Here is a 24,003-nt window from a genome sequence, read left to right on the forward strand (position 1 = left end):
TCACGGCGTCAGGGCCCGCTCCCGGGACGCGGGAACATCGGGCGGAGCACTGGGGCGGCCCGGGCACGGAGACGCGCCCGGGGCCGGCCGAGGAACGGGCACCACAACTGGCACGGGAACGGGCACGGACAGGGACACGGGAACGGGCACGGACACGGACACGGGCACGGGCACGAACACGGGAACGGGAACGGACACCGCGGAACGGGAACGGACACGGACACGGGCACGGACACGGGAGGAACGGACACCGCGGAACGGGAACGGACACCGCGGCACCGACACCGGCACCGGCACCGGCACCGGCACGAGTCAGGAGCGCCGGACGGGGGAAGGGCCCGGGACCTGAGCCGCCCGGAGGACGGGCGGGGGCCCGGGGCCGCGACGGACGCTGGAAGCCGCCGCCCCGCGGCCCCGCCGGAAAGACGGCCGGGCGGGGACGGGACCGCTGCCCCGCCCCCGCCCGGCCCGCGGGACGGGCAGGAGCCGGCGCCCCCGCGCCGTCAGAAGGGTTCGAAGTCGTCGTACTCGCGCGTGGCCTCGTCGCGCTCGGCCTGGCGGTCCTTGCGGCGCTGCGCCGCGGGACGCGGGGCCTCGAAGCGGTGGTCCTCGCCGCGGCGGCCGAGCATTTCCGCACCCGCCATCATCGTCGGCTCCCAGTCGAAGACGACGGCGTCGTCCTCGGGGCCGATCGCCACGCCGTCGCCGGCCCGCGCACCGGCCTTGACCAGTTCCTCCTCGACGCCGAGGCGGTTCAGCCGGTCCGCGAGGTAGCCCACCGCCTCGTCGTTGTTGAAGTCGGTCTGGCGGACCCAGCGTTCGGGCTTGTCGCCGCGCACCCGGAAGAGGCCGTCCGCCTCCCGGGTGACGGTGAAGCCGGTGTCGTCGACGGCCTTCGGACGGATGACGACACGGGTCGCCTCCTCCTTCGGCCTGGCCGCACGCGCCTCGGCGACGATGCCGGCCAGCGCGAAGGACAGTTCCTTCAGCCCGGTGCGGGCGACCGCCGACACCTCGAAGACGCGGTATCCGCGCTCCTCCAGGTCGGGGCGGATCATGTCGGCGAGGTCCTTGCCGTCGGGGACGTCGACCTTGTTGAGGACGACGATCCGCGGACGGTCGTCCAGACCGCCGTAGTGCCGCAGCTCGTCCTCGATGACGTCGAGGTCGGAGACCGGGTCGCGGTCGGACTCCAGCGTCGCCGTGTCCAGCACATGCACCAGCACCGAGCAGCGCTCGACGTGGCGGAGGAACTCCAGGCCCAGGCCGCGGCCCTGGCTGGCGCCGGGGATCAGGCCGGGGACGTCCGCGATGGTGTAGACGGTCGAGCCGGCGGTGACGACTCCGAGGTTGGGCACCAGGGTGGTGAAGGGGTAGTCCGCGATCTTCGGTTTGGCCGCCGACAGCACCGAGATCAGCGAGGACTTGCCGGCGCTCGGGTAGCCGACGAGCGCCACGTCCGCGACCGTCTTGAGCTCCAGGACGATGTCACCGGACCGGCCGGGCTCGCCGAGCAGGGCGAAACCGGGCGCCTTGCGCCGGGCCGAGGCCAGCGCCGCGTTGCCGAGGCCGCCGCGACCGCCCTCGGCGGCCACATACGTCGTCCCGTGCCCGACCAGGTCGGCCAGCACACTGCCCCGCCCGTCGAGGACGACGGTGCCGTCCGGCACGGGCAGCACCAGGTCCTGTCCGTCCTTGCCGGAGCGGTTGCCGCCCTCGCCGGGCTTGCCGTTGGTCGCCTTGCGGTGCGGCGAGTGGTGGTACTCGAGCAGCGTCGTGACGGACTGGTCGACCGTGAGGACGACGTCGCCGCCGCGCCCGCCGTTGCCCCCGTCCGGCCCGCCGAGCGGCTTGAACTTCTCCCGGTGCACGGAGGCGCAGCCGTGGCCCCCGTTACCCGCGGCGATGTGCAGCTCGACGCGGTCCACGAAGGTGGTCATGGTGCTGTGCCTCCAGTACGAGAGTGGCGAGGTGCCGAGCACGGCGACCCGTGCGGAAACGGCGGACATGTCTTTCTGTCAACAAGCGAAGGGCGGACCCGCTTCCCGCCCGGGGAAGTGGTCCGCCCTCGCCAGAACTCCGGTCAGGCGACCGGAACGATGTTCACGACCTTGCGGCCGCGGAAGGTGCCGAACTCCACGGCACCGGCCTGCAGCGCGAACAGCGTGTCGTCGCCGCCGCGGCCGACGCCCGCGCCCGGGTGGAAGTGGGTGCCGCGCTGACGGACCAGGATCTCACCGGCGTTGACGACCTGGCCGCCGAAGCGCTTCACGCCGAGCCGCTGGGCGTTGGAGTCGCGACCGTTCCGGGTGGACGATGCGCCCTTCTTGTGTGCCATCTCTCCTCAGTCCCTTACTTCGCAGCCGTGGGGATCGCCGTGACCTTGATCGCCGTGTACTGCTGGCGGTGGCCCTGGCGACGGCGGTAGCCGGTCTTGTTCTTGTAGCGCAGGATGTCGATCTTGGCGCCCTTGTGGTGGTCCACGACCTCGGCCTGGACCTTGATCCCGGCCAGCACCCACGGGTCGCTGGTCACGGCGTCGCCGTCGACGACGAGCAGGGTCGAGAGCTCGACCGTGTCGCCGACCTTGGCAGTGGAAATCTTGTCAACCTCAACGATGTCGCCGACAGCAACCTTGTGCTGGCGACCACCGCTGCGCACGATGGCGTACACGCGGATCTCTCTCTCGCTCGTCACGGATACCCCTGATGCCAGCCGCCCGCGCGGGCCGGGGCCCGGACTGTCCGCTGGGGATGGACGGCCTCTCCGGATCACGGACCCGGAGGGAGGTGCTCAGAAGCTGGCGTACGGAAACACGCCGACGGTCAAGGTTACGGGCAGGGCCGCAAGGGGTCAAACCAGCCCCGGGGGGCCACCGGGGGCGGTGAACCGGCCACACCTCTCCGCCCCGGGACACCACCACCCCCGCCGACCGGGTTCCGGTACGAGCCGCCCCACGCCCCGTGCCGCACGGCATGCCGCACAGCAGTCCGTCAACCGTCCGATCGTCGATCGCGGATTCCCCGGTGCTCCCCGCGATCCACGTCACAGCTCCGGCGGTCCGCCGGCGGACCGCCGTTCCCGGCCGCCGCGGGCGCCGCCGGCGAACCCGGGGGCCGTCCGCTCCGGCCGCACCGCCCGGGCGGGCGGGCGGGCGGCCCGTATGCTCGGCCGGAGGCCAGACACCGGAAGGCAGACAAGTGAACTACAGGGTCCAGCCCAGCGCCCAGGTAGACGAGACCGCCCAGATCGGCGCCGGCAGCAGTGTGTGGGATCTCGCGCAGATCCGCGAGGGCGCCCGCCTCGGCGAGGGCTGTGTGATCGGCCGGGGCGCGTACGTCGGCACGGGCGTCCGCATGGGCGACAACTGCAAGCTGCAGAACTACGCCCTGGTGTACGAGCCGGCCGAACTCGGTGACGGCGTCTTCATCGGACCCGCCGTGGTGCTCACCAACGACCACAACCCGCGTTCCGTCGACCCGGAGGGCAGGCAGAAGCGCGGCGGCGACTGGGAGGCGGTCGGTGTGGCGATCGGCGACGGGGCGTCGATCGGCGCGCGCTCGGTGTGCGTCGCCCCCGTCGCCATCGGCCGCTGGTCGCTGGTCGCCGCCGGCGCCGTGGTGACCAGGGACGTGCCCGACTTCGCCCTGGTCGCCGGGGTGCCCGCGCGGCAGATCGGCTGGGTCGGGCGGGCCGGTGTGCGGCTGGCCGAGCGGGAGGGCGAGCCGGGCGTGTGGGAGTGCCCGCAGACCGGTGCCCGCTACGAGGAGAAGGACGGCGTGCTCACCGAGCGCTGACCGCCACCGCACACCCGTGAGGGCTCGGGGGCCAACTGCCCTGCGTATGCGAGTACACAGGACCGCCACCGCGACACCCGCGAGGGGGGCACCCGGACGCAGGAGGCTCCACGGCCGGTCGCCACCGCCACCGCACACCCGCGAGAGGCCCGGCCCTGACAAGCCCACGACGCCCGCCGGGCCGGACCACCGCCGGCCACCGCACACCCGCGAGAGGCCCGGGGGCCAACTGCCCTGCGTATGCGAGTACACAGGACCGCCACCGCGACACCCGCGAGGGGGGCACCCGGACGCAGGAGGCTCCACGGCCGGTCGCCACCGCCACCGCACACCCGCGAGAGACCCGGCCCTGACAAGCCCACGACGCCCGCCGGGCCGGACCACCGCCGGCCACCGCACACCCGCGAGAGGCCCGGGGGCCAACTGCCCTGCGTATGCGAGTACACAGGACCGCCACCGCGACACCCGCGAGGGGGGCACCCGGACGCAGGGGGCTCCACGGCCGGTCGCCGCCGCCACCGCACACCCGCGAGGGGCCCGGCCCCGGCCCCTCCTCGCGGGTGCGCCGGACGACCCGCCCCCGGCGCTCTTCTGCCGTCCGGCGGCCGGGAGGCCGGCTCGACCGGCCGATCGAGTCGGGCTCCCGGCTTCCGCGTGTCTGTCACGGATTCCGCCCGGAGCGTCCGCATAGGATCCGCAGCCATCGCCGATCTTCCCCGGGGGCTTCAGGCATGGCTGAGAACGGTGGCACCGCACGGAACCGTTCCGCACCGGAACACCGCGTACCGGAGCACCTCTCACCGGAACGTTCCACACTGGACCGCAGAGGGTTCGTCCGCCTCGCGGGCGGCACCGCGCTCGGCACGGCCCTTGCCGGGACGGTTGCGGCGCAGGCAGCTTCGGGCGCACCGGCCGCGGCTCGGCCGCTCCCACGGGCCGCACTCACGCGACTCCCCTCGCTCCCGCCCCTCCCGCCTCTCCCGCCCTTGCCCGACCAGATCTCGGGAGGAAAGGTGACTCCCCCCGCGCCCTCCGTCCGCGCCCCCCGCCCGGACGGCACCCCCGCCGCCGCCACGGTACGCGCCGCGGTCCCCGACACCCTGCCCTTCGCGTTCCACGGCAACGGCTACACCGCACTGGACCTGCCGGAGCGGCTGCGTCCCTGGCGCGACCGGCCCACGCCCTGGCCCGCCGTCACCCCGGACACCACGCACACCTATCTCGACCCCGACGGCGCCATCATGTACCGCCCGCGCAGGTCGTCCCCCGGCTACGACCAGCCCGTCACCCAGATCCAGTTCGGCCTCGGCTGCGTCACCGGCTACCGCGTCGAGAAGGACCCGGCCCGCAGGGCGGTCTTCCTCAAGCGGGCCAAGGCCCAGGCGAAGCGCCTGATCGACAAGCACGTCGAGGCCCGCGGCGCCTGGTACTTCCCGTACCCGTTCGACTTCACGCACGGCAGCCACAGCGGCATCTCCTACCGGGCGCCCTGGTACTCGGGGATGGCCCAGGGCGAGGCGATCAGCCTGTTCGTGCAGCTCGCCGGGCTCGACGGGGTCACTCCGGAGGAGCGCACGCTGTACCGGGCGGCCGCCGACGGGGCGTTCGCCTCGCTGCTGCGCGCGGACGACGGCGAGCCGTGGGTGGTGAACAGGGACGACGCCGGCTACCTCTGGATCCAGGAGTACCCGGTCGACCCGCCCGGCACCTCGGACCGCACCTACAACGGCATGGTCTTCGCCATGCTCGGGTTGTGGGACTACGTCAGGACGACGGGGAACGCGCTCGCGGCCCGGCTGTACGACGGTGCGTGCACCACGGTCGACCACTACTTCCCCACCCTGCGCAACCGGCGCTGGGCCTCCTACTACTGCCTGACGCACCGGATCCCGACACCCTCGTACCACCAGCACCACATCAGTCTGTACCGGCAGTTGCACTGGCAGACCGGCAGCCCCCGCTTCGCCCACATGAGCGACCTGCTGACGGACGACCACCCCTCGGGCCTCCTGCCGGAGGGCTCGCCCGTCGTCCTCGCCGCCGGTCGGCACGTCCTGTACCGGTACGACACCGGCGCGGACGGCGACTTCGCCGCGGCGAAGGGTGACGCCGAACTCGCGCGCAGGACCGTCAGCCTCCCCCGCACCACCCGGGTCACCGCGAACCGCCGCCGCCGGATCATGGGCCGCGGCGTGGCCTACCGGATCGACTCCGGAGCCCACGCGGGCTGGTGGGCCGGCGAGTCCCACCCCCGGTGCCGGCTGCTCGGCGAGTACCTCCCCAGCGACTACCGGCCCGGCCGGACGCTGACCTTCCCGGCGGGCCGCGCGGTGGCCTGCCACCGCTACGGCGCGGACGGCACTGCCACCGCGACCCGTACCGTGGCGTTCGACCGGGCGTCAGACGCGCCCTTCGACCGGCGGTCGGTCGTCGACGGGCGCCCGATGTGCCGGATCGCCGGCGGAGCCCTCGCCGGCTACTGGGTGCATGCCGGCGACGTCGTCACCGACGGGCACTGAGCGGCGCCCCCACCGGCTCTCCGGGGCAGCGGGGACGTCCCCCGGAGAGCCGTCCCCGCTGCCCCGGTTTCGACCGAACCACGCACACGGTTCACACAATCGTTACGCGGTCACCGGGTGGTCGCGGAGAGTGTGCTGACCTCCGCGCGAGCGGCCCGCGACCGGGTCCCGCAGCACGGCACTGGCCCTGGTCAGTGCGCGGATTGCCTACCATTGCGAGCAGCGTGAGACCGTCACACGCCTGCCCCCGCCGGACCGAGAAGAAGAGTGCCCAGTGAAAGTCATCAGCATCGTCGGAGCCCGTCCTCAACTGGTGAAGCTCGCCCCCGTCGCGGCGGCGTTCGCGGAGACCGAGCATCGGCACGTCATCGTGCACACCGGGCAGCACTACGACGCCGACCTCTCCGACGTCTTCTTCGACGGCCTCGGCATCCCCGACCCCGATGTGCACCTGGGCGTGGGCTCCGGCAGCCACGGTGTGCAGACCGGCTCCGTGCTCTCCGCCCTGGACCCGGTCCTGGAGCGGGAGAAGCCGGACTGGGTCCTCGTGTACGGGGACACCAACAGCACGATCGCGGGCGCGCTCTCGGCCGTGAAGATGCACCTCCCGGTGGCACACCTCGAGGCGGGTCTGCGCTCCTTCAACCGGCGGATGCCGGAGGAGCACAACCGGGTCCTCACCGACCACTGCGCCGACCTGCTGCTGGCCCCGACCGAGGAGGCGATGCGCCACCTCGCGGACGAGGGGCTCGCCGACCGGGCCCGGCTCGCCGGTGACGTCATGGTCGACATCTGCCTGAAGATCCGGGACGCCGTACGCGCCGGGGAGCACCCCGCGCCGGCGCTGCCCGAGGGCATCGACCCTTCGCAGCCGTTCCTGCTGGCGACGCTGCACCGCCCGGACAACACGGACGACCCCCGGCGCCTCTCCGCGATCCTGGAGTCGCTGGCGAAGCTGCCGGTCCCGGTGGCGCTGCTCGCCCATCCGCGCCTGGTCGCGCGGGCCGAGGCGCACGGCATCAACCTGGCCCAGGGCGGTGTTCACGTCGGCCGGCCGCTGCCGTACGCGGGTCTGGTCGCCGCCGTGCTGGCCTCGGCCGGCGTGGTGACGGACTCCGGCGGCCTTCAGAAGGAGGCGTTCCTGCTGGAGCGCGTCTGCACCACGGTCCGTCCCGAGACCGAGTGGGTGGAAACCGTAGGCACCGGCTGGAACGTCCTTGTTCCCGACCCGCACACCCTCTCTCCGGAGGAGTGGGCGGCGACGGTGACCCGCGCCGTGCCGACCGCCGACCCCGGCATCCCCTACGGCGACGGCCGGGCCGCGAAGAACGTCGTCCGGATCATGGAAGAGTGGAAGGGGGGCAGCCGGCACGCGTGACGGACCAGGGGCTCCGCGCCGCGCGCCCACAACGGGCGACGCGGCGACCAGGTGGCCCGAATCCGTACATGTCACCGTGCTAGCGTCACCGACTATGTCAGCGACTCCCGGGTCCGGGCTGCCCGCCGAAGGCAAGCGGCCTCATGTGATCTACCTCGCCATCGGGTTCCCGCCGGCCGCCAAGAGTTCGGCCTACCGCATGCGCGAGACCGCGAACCAGTTCGTCAACGTGGGCTGGGACGTGACCGTCGTCAACGTCGCCCAGGAGTCCTGGGAGCGGGACTCCGGCATCGACCTCACCCTGCTGGACCAGGTCGACCCGAGGGTCGAGATCGTCGAACTGCCGCTGGCGCGCGAGGATCTCGAGACGGACATCCGCCTCTACGACGAGGCCCGCGCGCTCAACCCCAACGCCTGGGTCGCCCAGTTGCGCCGCCGCCAGACGAAGCCGTTCCCGGAGCCCAACTTCGGCGAGTGGCGCACGGACCTGGAGCAGGCGGTACTGCGCGTCCACGAGGAGCACCCGGCCGATCTGCTGCTCGCCAGCTGCGTGCCGTACGTGAACCTCGCCGCGGCCTGGAAGCTGTGGGAGGAGAAGCGGGTCCCCTACGCCGTGGACTTCCGCGACGGCTGGTCCATCGACGTCATCGAGGGCGTCGAGGCGTTCGGGCCCGACTCCGAGGAGGGCCGCTGGGAGCGGAGGATCCTCGACCACGCCCTCTCCCTGTGGGTCGTGAACGACCCCATCGCCGACCACTACCGCCGGCGGTACCCGGACTTCGCCGACCGCGTCCACGTCGTGCGCAACGGCTACGACGCCGACAGCTCCCCGGGCCGCGCCCACGCCCCCGACCCCGAGTCGGGGCTGGTGTTCGGCTACCTCGGCACGGTCAACTTCACCCCGCAGCACCTGGAGACGGTGCTCAACGCCTGGAAGGCGGCGCGGGAGAAGGAGCCGCTGCTGGCCAACGCGCGCTTCGAGGTGCGCGGCCACATCGGCAACGGCGCCGGCCGGGAGGCGAACCGGCACACGGAGATCCTCAAGCAGGCGGAGGCCGACGGCGTCCACTTCGGCGGTCCCGCGGCGAAGGCCGAGGTCGCGTCGATCTACTCCGGCTGGGACGCCATGGTGCTGATCCTGATCGGCGGCCGCTACGTCACCTCCGGCAAGGTGTACGAGTACATGGCCACCGGCCTGCCGATCGTGTCGGCGCACGTCGTCGAGCACGACGCGTCCAACGTGCTGAGCGGGCACCCGCTGTGGACGGGCGCCGTCGGCATCGACGAGGAGGGCCTGACCGAGTCGTTCGTCCGGGCCGCCCACATGGCGGTGGAGACCAGCGACGAGGTGCACTCCGAGGCCATGGCCCACGCGGACCAGTTCACCCGCGAGGCCCTGATGACCGTCGCCGTGAAGAACCTCGTCGAGGAGTTCACGGCGAAGCACGCCGCTCAGGGCACGCGGAAGGCCGTGGCCGGCCCCACCGCGGCCCCGGGCGACGGGGAACCGGCGCCCCTCGCCGAGAAGCCGATCGCCGCCGGAGGACCCACCCCGTGACCGAAGTCCTGTTCGTCGCCGCCGCCAAGCCGCAGTTCGGCGTACTCGCCGACTCGGTGCGCAAGTTCAACGCCCTGGGCGCACGGGTGCACCTCGCGGCCACGTTCCACCTGGAGTCGTCCGCCGAGGAGGTCGCCGGGCTGGAGCTGGCCGGGCTGCACCAGCTGCCCCGGAGCATCGCGCACCGCAGCCAGGCGCTGCGCCGCAAGGCGCGCACGGCCCCGCTGGGCATGCGGGTGTGGATGCAGTCCAAACGCGACACATGGCTGCGCGACCGGGCCCGCAGGGCCGACGTCATGGTCGCGCTCGACCCGGGCGCCGTGTACACCGTGTGGCGGCTGGCCCAGTACAACCGCGGCGCCGCCGCCGTGTTCGGTCTGGCGCCGGGCATGAAGGCCGTCGAAGGTCTGGCTGCGCAGGGCGGCAGTGTGCAGCGCCGCTCGGTCCTCCCGCCGCTGGACGCCGTGGCCCGCGACGTCCGCCGCTCCGTCGACGGGCTGCCGGCCGCGGTGATGCGGACCGCGACGGCACGTCCCGTGATGCGCTCCACCGTCGGGGCCCGGCTGTGGCGCACCGCCGTCACCGCCCCCGGTGTACCCACCCGGGTGCGCGCCGCGACCTCCCGCTATGTCGCGGAGGGCATGCAGTGGGCGGGCCGCACGAGCGGTGCGGCCATAGCGCTCGCGGATGCCGCGTCGAAGATCCCGGACCTCGCGCTCAAGGCCCAGCTCCTCGACGAGGGCGTGATGAAGGAGATCGCGAAGGGCCTCAGCCCGCGCCATCTCGGCAGGGCCGTGGCGGCCCAGCTCGCCCACGCGGACCGGGAGTTCGCCGCCGGCCGCGTGGAGGCGGCGGCCGGAGCGCTGGACCGGGCGCTGTTCCTGGGCTTCCACCGGGTGCTGCACATCGACCAGTTGTCCTCGCCGCTGGCGGAGGACGCGGAGGCCTTCGTCGCCCCGCTGTACCGCTCCGGGGCGATGCGGGCGCTGAGCCGTCCGCGGGGCCGCAGGACACCGCACCGGAAGGCGCCCTCCGACCGGCCGCTGCGGCTGCTGGTCACCACCAGCGCCAACGACAACTTCCTGCGCCACGTCCTGGACCACTTCGGCGGACACCCCGGCGTGGAGCTGCGCTTCCTGGACCTGGCCGCCTCGAAGCACCTGAAGCGGATCGCCTGGGCGGGCCGGCGGATGCTGGTGGACCGGCTGTCCGACGGCACCAGCGACTACCAGGAAGAGGTCGAGCGGCTGTTCCGCCCCTACCTCGACTGGGCCGACACGGTGTTCCTGGACTGGTCGGTGGGCCCGGCGGGGATGCTCACCACCATCGACCCGGGCGACACCCGCGTCGTGGTCCGGCTGCACAGCTACGAGGCGTTCACGCGCTGGCCGCACATGACGGACTTCTCGCGGATCGACGACCTGGTCTTCGTGGCCCCGCACGTGAGGGACCTGGCCGTGTCGCTGGTTCCGCAGCTGCGCGGCGACGGGGCACCCCGCTTCCACATCGTCGACAACGCGATGGACCTGTCCGGCTTCGCCCGGCCCAAGCCCGCCGAGGCCCGCTTCAACCTGGGGCTGGTCGGGATGAGCCAGGTCGCCAAGGACCCGAGGTGGGCCGTGGACGTCCTCGAGCGGGTGCGCCGGCACGACGAGCGCTACCGGCTGATCCTGGTCGGCGGGGACATGGACCCGAAGACGAGCATGGCGACGCGCGAGTACCGCCGCGAGTTCGAGAAGGTGCTGGCTCCCCTGGAGGAGTCGGGGGCCGTGGTCCGTCTCGGCCCGACGGACGACGTTCCGTCCAGGCTCCCGGAGATCGGCACCATCATCAGCTCCTCCGTCCGCGAGGGCTGCCATGTGGGCCTGATGGAGGGCGCGGCGAGCGCCGCCCTCCCGGTCGTCCGCGACTGGCCGTTCTACGCGGGCAAGCCGAACAGCGCCCGCACCCTCTACCCCGAGGGCTGGGTCGTCGGCTCCCCCGACGAGGCGGCGAAGCGGATCCTGGAGGCCACGGCCACCGAGGAGGCGTGGCGCGACGCGGGCAAGCTCGCGGCCGAGCACGCGCTGTCGGCGTGGGACTGGCCCGTGGTGCGGAAGCACTTCGAGAAGCTGTTCCTCGAAGACCGCTAGGGGCGCACGCGAAGGGGCCGCCCGCCGGGCCCCTTCCGCACACCCAGGTGCCTCCCGGGCGACGGCCCGTCGGCCCCGCGGGGGGCCCGACGGGTACCGCCCCTACGGGTGCCGCAGGCGCCAGCCCGCCCACGCGGACTCGACCATCTGCCGCACCTCGTGGCGCGCGCTCCAGCCCAGCTCCTCGCGGATGCGGTCGGCGGAGGCGACCACCCGGGCCGGGTCGCCCGGCCTGCGCTCCGTGACCTCGGGCTTGACGCCCTGGTGACCGGTGACGTCCTGGATGATCCCCACCATGTCGGCGACCGAGACGCCCTCGCCGCGGCCGATGTTGAGGACCAGCCGGGCGTTCGGGTCGGCGGTGAGCCTGCGGGCCGCGGCGACATGGGCGGAAGCGATGTCCTCGACATGGATGTAGTCGCGGATGCAGGTGCCGTCCGGCGTGGCGTAGTCGTCGCCGAAGATCCGCGGCGCCTCGCCTGCCGTGAGCCGCTCGAACACCATCGGGACCAGGTTGAAGACGCCCTCGTCGGCGAGTTCGGGCGTGGCCGCGCCGGCGACGTTGAAGTAGCGCAGCGAGGCGGTGGCGACGGGGTGGACCCTGCCGACGGCCGCGACCAGCCACTCACCGGCGAGCTTGGTCTCGCCGTACGGGTTGATGGGCGCGCACGGCGTCTCCTCGGTGACGAGGCCGACGTCCGGCATGCCGTACACGGCGGCGGAGGACGAGAACAGGAACCGGCTCACCCCGGCGGCGACCGCCGCGTCGAGGAGGACCCTGATCCCCTCCACGTTCTCCCGGTAGTAGTGGAGCGGCTTCTCCACGGACTCGCCCACCTGCTTCTTGCCCGCGATGTGCACGACGCCGGTGACGGCGTGGTCGCGAAGGACGCGGTCCACGGTGCCGCGGTCGAGTACGGTGCCGGTCTCCAGCGGCACCCCGGCGGGCAGCCGGTCGGCACGCCCCGTGCTCAGGTCGTCGAGGACGACGACGTGCTCGCCGCCCCCCGCCATCGCCTTCACCACGTGCGAGCCGATGAATCCGGCGCCACCGGTGATCAACCAGGTCATGGGAACCTTCCTGCAGGAGGGCCCTGCCCCGCGCGTGCACGGGGCAGGGCCGGGTCGTCGCGTACGGAGCGGGCCGTCCGTCAGCCGCCGATGACGACGCGGCGGACGCCCTCCCAGCGGGTCGGGTCGGTGGTGCGGCGGCCGTCGACCAGGACGGTGACGTCCGGCAGGTCGGAGGCCGCCAGCTCGCGGTACTCCGCGTGGTCGGCCTGGAGGACCGCGGCGGTGACCTTCTCGCCCCGGTGCGGGGTGAGGCCGTGCGCGGCCAGCTCCTCGGCGGTGTACATCGGGTCGGAGACGAACGGCACCGCACCGCGGGCCCTGAGGGCCTCGACGGTCCCGAAGACGCCGGAGAACGCGGTCTCCTTCACACCGCCGCGGTAGGCGGCTCCGAGCACGAGCACACCGGCGCCGGTCAGGTCGCCGTAGGCGGCGGCCAGCAGGTCCACCGCGTACTCCGGCATGGCGGCGTTGGCCTCGCGGGCGGAGCGCACGACGGTCGCCTCCGGGTCGTTCCACAGGTACATCCGCGGGTAGATCGGGATGCAGTGGCCGCCGACGGCGATGCCGGGCTGGTGGATATGGCTGTAGGGCTGCGAGTTGCAGGCCTCGATGACCTTCTTGACGTCGATGCCGTTCTTGTCGGCGAACCGGGCGAACTGGTTGGCCAGGCCGATGTTGACGTCGCGGTAGGTGGTCTCGGCGAGCTTCGCGAGTTCGGAGGCCTCCGCGGTGCCCAGGTCCCAGACGCCGTTGGGCCGCGGGAGGTCGTCGCGCTCGTCGAAGTCCAGGACCTGCTCGTAGAACTCCACACCGCGGCCGCCGGAGGCCTCGTCGATGCCGCCGACGAGCTTGGGGTAGCGGCGCAGGTCGGCGAAGACCCGGCCGGTGAGCACGCGTTCGGGGGAGAACACCAGGTGGAAGTCCTCGCCCGCGGTGAGGCCGGAGCCCCGCTCCAGCATCGGAGCCCAGCGGGTGCGGGTGGTGCCGACGGGCAGGGTCGTCTCGTACGAGACGAGGGTGCCGGGCCTGAGGCCCTCGGCGATGGCCCGGGTCGCGGAGTCCATCCAGCCGAAGTCCGGGGTGCCCTCGGCGTCCACGAACAGCGGGACGACGACCACGACCGCCTCGGACCGTGCGACGGCCGCGGCGGTGTCGGTGGTGGCGGACAGCAGCCCGGCGTCGACCGCCTGCTTCAGCCTGACGTCCAGGTCGTGCTCGCCGGGGAAGGGCTCGGTGCCGGCGTTGACCAGCTCGACGACCTTCTCGTTGACGTCGGCGCCGATGACCTTGTGGCCCTTGGCGGCGAACTGCACGGCGAGCGGAAGCCCGATCTTGCCGAGCGCGACTACACAGATATTCATCGGGTCAGTTTCCTCTTCACACGGGACATCAGGTGACGCAGCCGGCCGCGCCCGCCGGACGGCGGGGACTCCCAGAGCGGAGCCGTGGTGATGACGAGCCGCCCCTTGGCGTTGGCATTGGCGGAGGCGCGGTGAGGGGCCTCCTCGCGCCAGCGCCGGGCCAGCGGCAGCGGCCGGCCCAGGGTCCTCACCGGGACCTCGTACGTCGAGCCCGCCACGTCCAGATAGACCCGGACGCCGAGTCTGGCCCTGCCGGGCTCGACGGGGATCCGCGCGGTGAGCACCGTCCCCGTGCCGTCGTCGGTGGTGGTGCGGCTCAGCTCCCCCGACGGGGCGGGCAGTTCGGTGCCCACGGGCAGCCTGCGCGCACCCGGCTTGTCGGCGCTCTTCGGCATCGCCTTCTTCGCGAGGCGGATCACGGCGCGGTCCGTCTCGCCAGTGACGGGGACGCGCACCGAGAGGACCGCGGTCAGGTCACCGCCCCGCTGCTCCCACCGCGCCGAGACCAGCCCGGTGCCGGCGGCGAGTTGCCCGGGCACGGACTCGCCGATCACCTCGTACAGCCGGTCGGGCAGCGCCAGGGCCGGGTCGCGGAACCCTGGATAGCGCAGGAACGCCCGGCCGTCCTCCAGCAGCAGCGGAGGGGGCCCCGCGGCGGCCTCCTCCTCGACGGCGCGGACCAGTTCGGTGACGGCACCGCGCTGGGCCAGCCCGATCCGCACCCGCCGCCTGACGTCCATCGCGTCGCGGAGCGGTTCGGTGAGGTAGTCGTCGGCGAGGGCGGCGACGCCGGCGCAGACCCGGATCCGCGTCTCCCCGTCGAGTGCCGGGAAGTCGTGCTGGACCAGCTTGGCGAGTTCCCAGGTGAAGTGGCGCCGGAACACCGCGTCGCGCCGCGGGCCGGCCTCGATGAGCCCGGCCGTGAACCTCATGATCTGGGCGGTGCAGCGCAGCCGCGCCAGGTGGTCGGCGCGGTACGTGATGTTGCTCGCGTCCCCGCGCTTGACCGCGTAGTAGTACGTGTAGTCCGCCAGCACGGAGATCTTCCGCGCCCGGACGCACGCCTCGAGCGTGAACGGCTGGTCGCTGCCGACCGGCAGGTCCTCGGGGAAGCGCAGCTTGTGCCGCTCCACCAGCTCGCGCCGGAACAGCTTGGTGTTGGCCAGGGTGAAGGGCAGCGCCGAGTCGTACAGGCTGACGTCCGGGTCGCTCTTGCGGTAGAGCGCCTGGTGGACGTAGCGGCCGTTGGTGCCGGCCATCTTGCCCACGACGACATCGGAGCCGTGCTCGTCGGCACAGGCCACCATCCGCCTCAGCGCGTCCTCGCCGAGTCGGTCGTCGGAGCCGACGAAGTACACGTAGCGGCCGGTGGCCACCTCCAGGGCCCGGTTGCTGGGCGCCGCCGGGCCGCCGGAGTTGGGCTGGTGGACCACCTTCACGGTGCCGGGGTACCGCTCCGCGAAGCGGTCGAGCTCCCGGCCGCTGTCGTCGGTCGAACCGTCGTCGACGGCCACGACCTCCAGCCGGTCCACCCCGATGCTCTGGTTCACCAGCGAATCGAGGCACTCGGTGAGGTACGGCATCGTGTTGTAGACGGCCACGACGACGGTGACATCCGGGGTGGTCAACTGGCCACGCCCTCCGGGTCCAGCCGCACGGTGGTACCGCTCCTGGCGGAGTCGATCACGGCGGCGGCGACCTCGACCGTCCGCAGGCCCTGGCGCAGCGTGCAGATGTCCTTGGACTCGCCGAGCACCGCGTCCCGGAAGAGCTCGTGCTCGACGAGGAGCGGCTCGCGCTTCGGGATCGCGTAGCGGACCATGTCCCCCTCGGAGACTCCGCGGAACGCCTGGAGGGCCTCCCACTCGGTCGCCACCGCCGCGTTCGAGTAGAACGTCAGGTCCGCGGTGAGGGTGTCGGCGATGAAGCAGCCGCGCTCGCCGGTGACCGAGGTGAAGCGCTCCTTGAGCGGGCTCAGCCAGTTGACGAGGTGGCTGACCATCGTGCCGTCGGAGAGCTTGCCGACGGCCGAGACCATGTCCTCGTGCGGGCGGCCCGACTTGGAGACGGTGTGCGCCGCGATCGACGTGTACTGCCGGCCGGTGACCCAGGCCGTCAGGTCGATGTCGTGGGTGGCGAGGTCCTTGACCACGCCGACGTCCGCGATGCGGTGCGGGAAGGGGCCCTGCCGGCGGGTGACGACCTGGAAGACGTCCCCGAGTTCACCGGCCTCCAGCCGGGTGCGCAGGCTGCGCAGGGCGGGGTTGCAGCGCTCGATGTGGCCCACGCCGGCCACCAGGCCGCGCGTCTCGAAGGCCTCGACCAGCCGGCGGGCGCCCTCGACGGTGTCCGCGACCGGCTTCTCGATCAGCGCGCCGACGCCGGCCTCGGCCAGCTTCAGGCCCACTTCCTCGTGCAACGCGGTCGGGCAGGCCACGACGGCGTAGTCGATGCCGAACGCGATCAGCTCGTCCACGGTGGGCAGCACGGGGGCGCTCTGCGCCCAGCCGTTCCTGTCGCCCATGGGGTCCACGACGGCGACGAGTTCCACACCGTCGAGCCCGGCCAGAACGCGGGCGTGGTGGCGTCCCATGGAGCCCAGGCCGATCAGGCCGGCCCGCAGTGCGGTGGCGGTCACAGCGTCTCTCCCAGCGCGTTCACGGCGGTGACGATGCGCTCGAGGTCGCCCTCCGTCAGCGACGGGTGCACGGGCAGCGACACGACCTCGGCGGCCGCCCGCTCGGTCTCGGGCAGGTCCCAGTGGCGGCCCGCCTTCTGGTCCGGCTCCCAGTACGGCTTCAGCCGGTGGATCGGCGTCGGGTAGTAGACGGCGTTGCCGACGCCCGCCCCGGTGAGCTGCGCCATGGCGGCGTCGCGGTCGCCCCGGACCCGGATCGTGTACTGGTGGTAGATGTGGCGCGCGCCCTCGGCGACGACCGGGGTCACGACGTTCGCCGCGGTGATGTGCTCGGAGAGGTACGCGGCGTTGGCGATGCGCCGGTCGGTCCAGCCGGGCAGCTTGGCGAGCTGGACGCGGCCGACGGCCGCGGAGACGTCCGTCATGCGCATGTTGGCGCCGACGATCTCGTTCGCGTAGCGCTGCTCCATGCCCTGGTTGCGCAGCAGGCGGAGGGTGCGGGCGATCTCGGCGTCGGCCGTGGAGACCATGCCGCCCTCGAGGCTGTGCATGTTCTTGGTCGGGTAGAAGCTGAACGTGCCGCCGGAGCCGAAGGCGCCGACCGGGGTGCCGTGCAGTGCGGCCGCGTGCGCCTGGCAGGCGTCCTCGACGACGGCCAGCTTGTGCCGGTCGGCGATCTCCGTGATCCGGTCCATCGCCGCCGGGTGGCCGTAGAGGTGCACCGGCATGATCGCGGCGGTGCGCGGGGTGATGGCGGCCTCGACCGCGGCCGGGGAGAGGCAGTACGTGTCCGGGTCGATGTCGGCGAAGACGACGTCGGCGCCGACCAGTCGGACGGAGTTCGCCGACGCGGCGAACGAGAACGACGGTACGACCACCTCGTCACCCGGACCGATACCGAGAGCCATCAAAAGGAGGTGCAGCGCGGAGGTACCGGAGTTGACGGCCACGCAGTGGCGGCCGGCCACGAACTCCGAGAAGCCCTCCTCGAACGCGGCCACCTCGGGGCCCTGGACCACCCGGCCGCTGCGCAGCACGCGCACGGCTGCTTCGATCTCCTCTTCACCGATGACCGGACGGGCAGCGGGGATGGGCTGCGCGTTGCTGCTCGGCATTGGACGTCCTCCTTGAACACCGTGAGAGCTCTATGTGGCAGAGGTCAGGGGGCTGCGGGGCGTCTTCGGGCCGCGCGAACCCCTCCGGCGTGATGGCCGACGCCCTACCGAGGAATGCTGGCACCGGTCTGTCCCTTTAACCGGGCCGGTCACCGACGCAGTCTCCGGGCGGGTCCTCGGCACGGCAGCGACCGCCGTCACATTATCAGGGATTCCCCAGGCAATTTCTGGGCCGTTAAGGGGCCCAGGCATCAGTTCCGAAACAAATGGCGTGTCCCGCCCCAGAGTCCACAGGGGCGGGACACGAACATTCAACCACCGGTCATGGATTGTTCAGCTTTCCGCCGACGCCGTCACGGTCGGCAGGCTCTGCTGTTCCGCCGCGGCGGTCTTCCCGGCGGCCGTCTTGGCCGTCTTCTTGGCGGTCGTCTTCTTGACGGCCGTCTTCTTGACGGTCGCCTTCTTGACGGCCGTCTTCTTGACGGTCGCCTTCTGGGCAGTCGCCTTCTTGGCCGCGGTGGTCTTCTCGGCCGCCGTCTTCTTCGTGGCGGCCTTCTTCGCCGTGGCCTTCTTGGCGGTCTTGCGGGCCGCCTTCTTCGCCGGGGCGTCCGCCGGCTCCTCCGCCTCGGCGGGCACGGCCTCCGCCCCGGGCTCCTGGGGGGCGACGACCACGACGACCGCGGCGTCCTCCGCGCCGGACGGCGAACCCGCCGGAGCGGTGACCTTGCGGGTCACCCGGCGACGGGCCCGCGGCGGAGCGGCGGCGGGGACCTCGTCGGCCGGAGCCCCGGGAGCCGCGGCAGCGGGCGCCTCGGCCGGGACCTCGGCGGTCTCGGTCACGATCTCGGCCGCCTCGCCGCCCTTCGGGGAACCAGCCGGAGCCGACGCCTTGCGGGTGGCCCGGCGACGGGTACGGCCCGCGGGGGCCGACTCTGCCTGCTCCGCCTCGACGGGCACGGCCTCCGGCCCGGCCACCGGTTCGGCGGCCGCCTCGGCGGTCTCCCCGGCCGGCACCGGCTCTGCCTGCTCCACCCCGGCCGCGACAGGCTCGACCGGCTCGACCGGCTCGGTCTGCCTCGGCGCACCGGCCGGTGCCGTCGCCTTGCGGGACACCCGGCGGCGGCCGCGGCGGGAGGCGGCCGCCTCGGCCTCGGCTGCGCTGCTGTAGAGCTCCTCGTCGGGAGCGAAGGCAGGCTCCGGCAGCGCCGTCGGCGCCGCGGCCTCCGCAGCGACCTCGGCCTCGGTCTCCTCCAGCCCGCTCGGCGCGGCCTCGGCGCCCGGCGCCTCGACGACCACCTCGTGCTCGTGGACGTGCTCGGCACCGCCGCGGCCGCGCTTCCTGCGCTTGCCGCCACCGCCACCGGCGGCCGCCGGCTGCTCCATGTGCACGATCACACCGCGGCCGTTGCAGTGGACACAGGTCTCGGAGAACGACTCCAGCAGCCCCTGGCCCACCCGCTTGCGGGTCATCTGCACCAGGCCCAGCGAGGTAACCTCCGCCACCTGGTGCTTCGTGCGGTCCCGGCCCAGGCACTCCAGCAGGCGCCGCAGCACCAGGTCGCGGTTGGACTCCAGGACCATGTCGATGAAGTCGATGACCACGATGCCGCCGAGGTCCCGCAGCCGCAGCTGGCGCACGATCTCCTCGGCCGCCTCCAGGTTGTTCCTGGTGACGGTCTCCTCGAGGTTGCCGCCCTGGCCGGTGAACTTGCCGGTGTTGACGTCGACCACGACCATCGCCTCGGTCTTGTCGATCACCAGCGAACCGCCCGAGGGCAGCCAGACCTTGCGGTCCAGCGCCTTCATCAGCTGCTCGTCGATCCGGTGCACGGCAAACACGTCGGTCTCGCTGGTCCAGCGCTGGAGCCGGTCCGCCAGGTCGGGCGCGACGTGCGACACATAGCCGTGGACGGTCCCCCACGCCTCGTCGCCGCTCACGATGACCTTGGAGAAGTCCTCGTTGAAGATGTCGCGGACGACCCGGACGGTCATGTCCGGCTCACCGTAGAGCAGCGTCGGGGCGTTGCCGCTCTTCGCCTTCCCGCGGATCTCCTCCCACTGGGCCTGCAGCCGCTCCACGTCGCGGCGCAGCTCGTCCTCGCTGGCGCCCTCCGCGGCGGTGCGCACGATGACGCCCGCGTCCTCGGGGACGATCTTCTTCAGGATCGTCTTCAGCCGGGCCCGCTCGGTGTCGGGGAGCTTCCGGCTGATGCCCGTCATCGAACCCTCGGGCACGTACACCAGGTAGCGGCCGGGCAGCGACACCTGGCTGGTGAGCCGGGCACCCTTGTGGCCGATCGGGTCCTTGGTGACCTGCACCAGCACCGACTGGCCGGACTTGAGCGCGGACTCGATACGGCGCGGGCCGTTGGCGAGGCCGAGCGCCTCGAAGTTCACCTCACCCGCGTACAGGACCGCGTTGCGGCCCTTGCCGATGTCGACGAAGGCGGCCTCCATCGACGGCAGGACGTTCTGCACCTTGCCCAGGTAGACGTTGCCGACGTACGACGTCGACTGCTCCTTGTTGACGTAGTGCTCGACCAGCACGTTGTCCTCGAGAACGCCGATCTGGGTGCGGTCCCCGTGCTGCCGCACGACCATCACGCGCTCGACGGCCTCGCGGCGCGCCAGGAACTCCGCCTCGGTGATGATCGGCACCCGGCGGCGGCCCTGCTCGCGGCCCTCTCGGCGGCGCTGCTTCTTCGCCTCCAGCCGGGTGGAACCCTTGATCGACTGCACCTCGTCCGAAGGCTCCGCCTTGGGACGGGGCTCCCGGACCTTGACGACCGTGCGCTCCGGCTCGTCGGCACCGGGCTCGGGCTCGGCTGCGTCACCGCTGCGACGGCGACGGCGACGGCGACGGCGGCTGCTGCTGGTCCCCGCGGCGGACGGGGTGGCGGCCTCCTGCTCCTCCTCGTCGTCCTCGGGCTCCGGTTCCTCCTCGGCCCCGGCCTCCGCCTCGGAGTCCTCGTCGGCCCCGGCCTCCGCCGCATCGGCGGACTCGCCACGGCGACGGCGACGGCCGCCGCGGCGGCGACGCCGGGAGGGACGGCCCTCGTAGTCGTCGGACTCCTCGGTGTCGTCGGTCTCCGGCTCGCCGGACTCGACCTCGGCCTCGTCGGCCGGCTCGGACTCCGTGGTCTCGACGGCGGGCGCGGACTCGCCGCGACGGCGACGGCGGCGGCGCTGCTGGGCGCTCGCGGCGGCCGAGCCCCCGGTCTCCGCAGCCTCAGCCGCCTCAGCCGCCTCCGCGGCCTCGTCCCCCTCGTCGTCCCCCTCGTCGGCCGCGGCGGCAGCGGCGGCAGCGGCCGCGGTCTCCGGGGTCTGGAACACCGGCTCGGTGAAGACGGGTGCCTGGAACACCGGCACCGCGGGCCTTCCGGCCCGGCGTCCGCGGGCGGCCGGCCCGGCCTTCTCCTCGCGCTCTCCCCGCGCGGTACCGGCCTCCGCCCCGCGCTCCTCGCGCACCTCGCGCTCCTCGTCGGCGCGCTCGTCCTGCGCGGGCTCGGCGGCGGCCCGCCCGGCGGCGACCCGGCGGCGGGTACGGCCCCGCGAGGCAGCCTTCCCCGCCGCCTCGGCCTCGGCCTCGTCGGCGGCGATGCGTGCGACGGTGTCGGCGGGCAGGCTCTCACCCGCCGCGGACTCGTCCTCCACGGCGGCCTCCGGCGCACCGGCGGGGGCGGCGGCCCGGCGCGTGGCACGGCGACGCGTGCGGCCACGCGGCGCCTCCTCCACCGGCTCCCCCGCGGCCGGCGCACCGGCAGCGGCGGGTTCAGCGGTCTCGGCAACAGCCCCGGCGGGCCCGGTGGCCTCGTCGGCGGCAGCGGCGGACCCGGCGGCCTGCGGCGCGCCCGCGGGGGCGGTGGCCCGGCGGCGGGTGCGGCGCGCGGGCTCCCTGGCGGGCCCGGTTTCCGCGGCGGTCTCGCTCACGGCACCTTCCTCGATGTCTTCGTCGGCGGCGACGGCCTCGGCCGTACGCGCCACAGCAGGCGAGGTCGCGGGCGCCTCGGCGGAGGCGGACTCTGCGACGACCTCGACGGGGTCCGGCGAACCGGCGGGCGCGGTCGCCTTGCGGGCCGCCCGCCGACGGGTACGCGGCGCGGGCGCCCCGGCACCATCCCCGGCGGACCCGTCCTCCGCGGACGGTATGGCGGCCGACAGGGTGGCCGTCACATCGGCGACGGTCTCCACCTGCGCGGACTGCACGGCACCCGCCGGCGGGCCCGCCGGCCGCGACGCGGCGCGGCGGCGACGCGGCGGCAGCGTGTCGCTCGGCGTGGAGTTGTCGTTCTCTTCGGTGTCCCCGGTCACACCGGGGTCCTTCGGTTCGAGCATGCGGGCGGTTCTCCCGTCACGCTCCCGGGCGCCGAGCCTCGATCCGGTCCGGTGGCACGTCCCGCGTGATGAGTGCGGGGCCTCCGTCCGGGGCGCGGGCGCCGCACGGGAGCTGTATGTCTGGCTCGCCGGTTCCGTACGCGCTGTACGCACGGCCTGGCGAAAGTCTCCTGGTCATTGCGCTGCCCGACCCAGGTGGCTCCCGAGTACGAGGGCGGCGCTACAACGACTGCCCCTACGCGGAACCGGTACCCGCGGGCACCGTCGCGGCGGCTCCGGCGGCCCCTGAGCGATCGGCCGGGGCGGCCGTGACTGCCTCGCGGTCGGGCGCGAGCGGGTCGGTCACCGTGCCGGACTCCTCGTCGAAGAGCCCCTGCGCCAGCCTGGTCACCGCTGCGGGGACCGGCGGCGCCAGGTCGGCCACAGCTCGGAGACCGGACAGGACGTCGTCGGGTCGCACGGCAGGCGTCACGTGCCGAACAACCAGCCGCAGTATCGCACAAGGCTGCTCTTCGGGCCTATCAGGCTGTGGACAACTCGCCTTGAGGTCGACCACCGCACCACGGGTGTCGAAGGTCCGCATCCCGTTCTTGGTCTTGCGCCGGACCTCGACGGCGTCCGCCGCGACGAAGGCGGCGATCGCCTGCTCGGCCTCCTCCACCGGGACGCCGTCGAGCCGCAGCTCCCATACGGACGCAGTCAGCCGGTCGGCGAGCCCCGACGTGCGGGCCTCGACGGCGTCGACCACGTCGAGCCCGGCGGGCAGCGACTCGTCGAGGAGCTTGCGCAGCTCCGCCGGGTCACGGTGATCGGTCAGTGCGATCTCGAGGTACTCGGCCTCGGAGCCCGTACCCGTGGGGGCGGCGTTGGCGTACGACACCTTCGGGTGCGGGGTGAAGCCCGCCGAGTACGCCATCGGCACCTCGGCGCGGCGCAGAGCGCGCTCGAAGGCGCGCTGGAAGTCGCGGTGGCTGGTGAACCGGAGGCGGCCTCGCTTGGTGTAGCGCAGTCGGATGCGCTGCACCGCGGGTGCGGGCGGTGGGCCTTCGGGCTGTCGCTTGCCCAGTGGTTCCTCTCCTCGGTGCGGGGCGGGCGCCTTCCTGCGCCGCCCTTCGTGGCCTTCGGGCCCTGGCGCGCGGCCCGCGCGGCCCGCCCCCGCCGGTACGGGAGGACGCGGGCCCGGGCGCCGCGCCGGGGCAGTCCGTGTGTGTTGCGTACCACCCAGGTTACGCGCCCGGACGGCCGCGGGTTCCGCGGCCCGGGTCTGACGGGGCTCGCCGGCCCGCACCTGCCGGGTGTCCCCCCGCGTGCCGCGGCGCCTCCTCCCGGCCGAGGCGGGCGAGGGCCCCGCGGACGGCCCGGCCCCGGCTCCGGCTCCGCACGGCCCGCCGGGACCCGCACCCGGTCGCGGACGCAGATGGCCCACGGGGGTGCGGACGCCCCGGCACCCCTCGCGCTTCCCCCGCCCCACGGCCGAGGGGACGCGGCGGCCCGGCCCGGGGGTGTCCCCCGGGCCGGGCCGTCACAGCACCGTCACTCGACCACGGTCAGCGGCAGCAGCTTCTTGCCGGTCGGACCGATCTGGATCTGGGTGTCCATCTGGGGACACAAAGACAGCGCCCACAATCCATCGGGTAGGTGCCCGCCGACGTGAAGACGTACGACGTAGAGACCGAGTGGACCGCCGCCGACCTGGCCCAGCTGGAAGAGTTGAAGGCGCCACCTGGGAGAGGGCGCCCGAGACCGTCGCACAGGGACACAGGCAGGCCCCCGGCATCACGTCGGGGGCCGCTGTCATGCACGGGCCTGTCCGGCGGGACAGGGCAGGTCGGGAGCAGCGCGGTTCGGCGAGCACGTCACAAGGGCGACGGAGTGGAAGACGGTGCCCTTCAGGTAGTGGCCGAGGGATACGTCTCCTCCCCACGTCAGCCGCTCGACAGCAGCCTTCACAAGGAGCACCAGCCTGGTCACCTCCCGATCCTGCTCCGAGGCGAACCGGGTTGCGAACTCTGCGAGCCGGAGGCCCAGCCACTCGCCGGCTTCCTTGGGTTCCTCCCACGTCCCTCGGATCATCGAGGGCGGCTGTTGCACGCGGT

The 24,003-nt window shown here is 73.3% G+C and carries 16 protein-coding genes; 5 read left to right on the top strand and 11 right to left on the bottom strand.

Annotation, left to right across the window (positions count from 1 at the left end):
* Window positions 1–503 precede the first annotated feature (503 nt).
* The 3 genes from obgE to rplU all read right to left on the bottom strand — a co-directional run bounded on the left by obgE (window position 504) and on the right by rplU (window position 2,673).
* Complete coding sequence (gene obgE / locus DDQ41_RS06575) at window positions 504–1,940, bottom strand: GTPase ObgE (protein ID WP_109297577.1); 1,437 nt, start codon at window positions 1,938–1,940, stop codon at window positions 504–506.
* Between the two features lie 143 nt (window positions 1,941–2,083).
* The gene (gene rpmA, locus DDQ41_RS06580) at window positions 2,084–2,338 is read right to left on the bottom strand and encodes a 50S ribosomal protein L27 (protein WP_109293632.1); all 255 of its coding nucleotides are present in this window, start codon (window positions 2,336–2,338) and stop codon (window positions 2,084–2,086) included.
* A gap of 14 nt (window positions 2,339–2,352) precedes the next feature.
* Window positions 2,353–2,673 (bottom strand): 50S ribosomal protein L21, encoded by a 321-nt coding sequence (rplU, locus tag DDQ41_RS06585; RefSeq protein WP_017944922.1) that lies wholly within the window; start codon window positions 2,671–2,673, stop codon window positions 2,353–2,355.
* 527 nt (window positions 2,674–3,200) lie between these two features.
* Between rplU and DDQ41_RS06590 the strand changes: the two genes are divergently transcribed.
* The 5 genes from DDQ41_RS06590 (at window position 3,201) to DDQ41_RS06610 (ending at window position 11,384) form a co-directional block, all read left to right on the top strand.
* Entirely contained in the window at window positions 3,201–3,797 is a 597-nt protein-coding gene (locus DDQ41_RS06590; RefSeq protein WP_109293633.1) for an acyltransferase, read from the top strand.
* Window positions 3,798–4,810: 1,013 nt separating this feature from the next.
* Window positions 4,811–6,316 carry a D-glucuronyl C5-epimerase family protein gene (locus DDQ41_RS06595; protein WP_245990984.1) on the top strand — a complete coding sequence of 502 codons (1,506 nt, stop codon included), beginning with the start codon at window positions 4,811–4,813 and terminating at the stop codon, window positions 6,314–6,316.
* A 274-nt stretch (window positions 6,317–6,590) separates the two neighbouring features.
* A complete protein-coding gene (gene wecB, locus DDQ41_RS06600; protein WP_109293635.1) occupies window positions 6,591–7,694 on the top strand; it encodes a non-hydrolyzing UDP-N-acetylglucosamine 2-epimerase in 1,104 nt (367 codons plus the stop codon).
* A 145-nt stretch (window positions 7,695–7,839) separates the two neighbouring features.
* The gene (locus DDQ41_RS06605; RefSeq protein WP_109293636.1) at window positions 7,840–9,252 is read left to right on the top strand and encodes a glycosyltransferase; all 1,413 of its coding nucleotides are present in this window, start codon (window positions 7,840–7,842) and stop codon (window positions 9,250–9,252) included.
* Window positions 9,249–11,384, top strand: a complete 2,136-nt coding sequence (locus DDQ41_RS06610) for a glycosyltransferase family protein (RefSeq protein ID WP_109293637.1) — start codon at window positions 9,249–9,251, stop codon at window positions 11,382–11,384. The genes DDQ41_RS06605 and DDQ41_RS06610 overlap by 4 nt, the downstream gene beginning before the upstream one ends.
* Before the next feature lie 102 nt (window positions 11,385–11,486).
* Here the strand turns inward: DDQ41_RS06610 and galE are convergent, their stop codons facing one another.
* The 8 genes from galE to DDQ41_RS06650 all read right to left on the bottom strand — a co-directional run bounded on the left by galE (window position 11,487) and on the right by DDQ41_RS06650 (window position 23,980).
* The gene (gene galE / locus DDQ41_RS06615) at window positions 11,487–12,455 is read right to left on the bottom strand and encodes a UDP-glucose 4-epimerase GalE (protein WP_109293638.1); all 969 of its coding nucleotides are present in this window, start codon (window positions 12,453–12,455) and stop codon (window positions 11,487–11,489) included.
* A gap of 80 nt (window positions 12,456–12,535) precedes the next feature.
* Entirely contained in the window at window positions 12,536–13,819 is a 1,284-nt protein-coding gene (locus DDQ41_RS06620; protein ID WP_109293639.1) for a nucleotide sugar dehydrogenase, read from the bottom strand.
* Entirely contained in the window at window positions 13,816–15,447 is a 1,632-nt protein-coding gene (locus tag DDQ41_RS06625; protein ID WP_109293640.1) for a glycosyltransferase family 2 protein, read from the bottom strand. Before DDQ41_RS06625 ends, DDQ41_RS06620 begins: the two co-directional genes overlap by 4 nt.
* Complete coding sequence (locus DDQ41_RS06630) at window positions 15,444–16,457, bottom strand: Gfo/Idh/MocA family protein (RefSeq protein WP_109293641.1); 1,014 nt, start codon at window positions 16,455–16,457, stop codon at window positions 15,444–15,446. The genes DDQ41_RS06625 and DDQ41_RS06630 overlap by 4 nt, the downstream gene beginning before the upstream one ends.
* Complete coding sequence (locus DDQ41_RS06635; RefSeq protein ID WP_109293642.1) at window positions 16,454–17,572, bottom strand: DegT/DnrJ/EryC1/StrS family aminotransferase; 1,119 nt, start codon at window positions 17,570–17,572, stop codon at window positions 16,454–16,456. Before DDQ41_RS06635 ends, DDQ41_RS06630 begins: the two co-directional genes overlap by 4 nt.
* Before the next feature lie 333 nt (window positions 17,573–17,905).
* Window positions 17,906–21,907 (bottom strand): Rne/Rng family ribonuclease, encoded by a 4,002-nt coding sequence (locus tag DDQ41_RS06640; protein ID WP_109293643.1) that lies wholly within the window; start codon window positions 21,905–21,907, stop codon window positions 17,906–17,908.
* Window positions 21,908–22,142: 235 nt separating this feature from the next.
* Complete coding sequence (locus DDQ41_RS06645; protein ID WP_109293644.1) at window positions 22,143–22,931, bottom strand: TIGR03936 family radical SAM-associated protein; 789 nt, start codon at window positions 22,929–22,931, stop codon at window positions 22,143–22,145.
* Between the two features lie 770 nt (window positions 22,932–23,701).
* On the bottom strand, window positions 23,702–23,980 hold the full coding sequence (locus tag DDQ41_RS06650; RefSeq protein ID WP_373995428.1) for a hypothetical protein: 279 nt from the start codon (window positions 23,978–23,980) through the stop codon (window positions 23,702–23,704).
* Window positions 23,981–24,003 lie beyond the last annotated feature (23 nt).

It is taken from the genome of Streptomyces spongiicola (assembly GCF_003122365.1).
GTDB lineage: Bacteria > Actinomycetota > Actinomycetes > Streptomycetales > Streptomycetaceae > Streptomyces > Streptomyces spongiicola.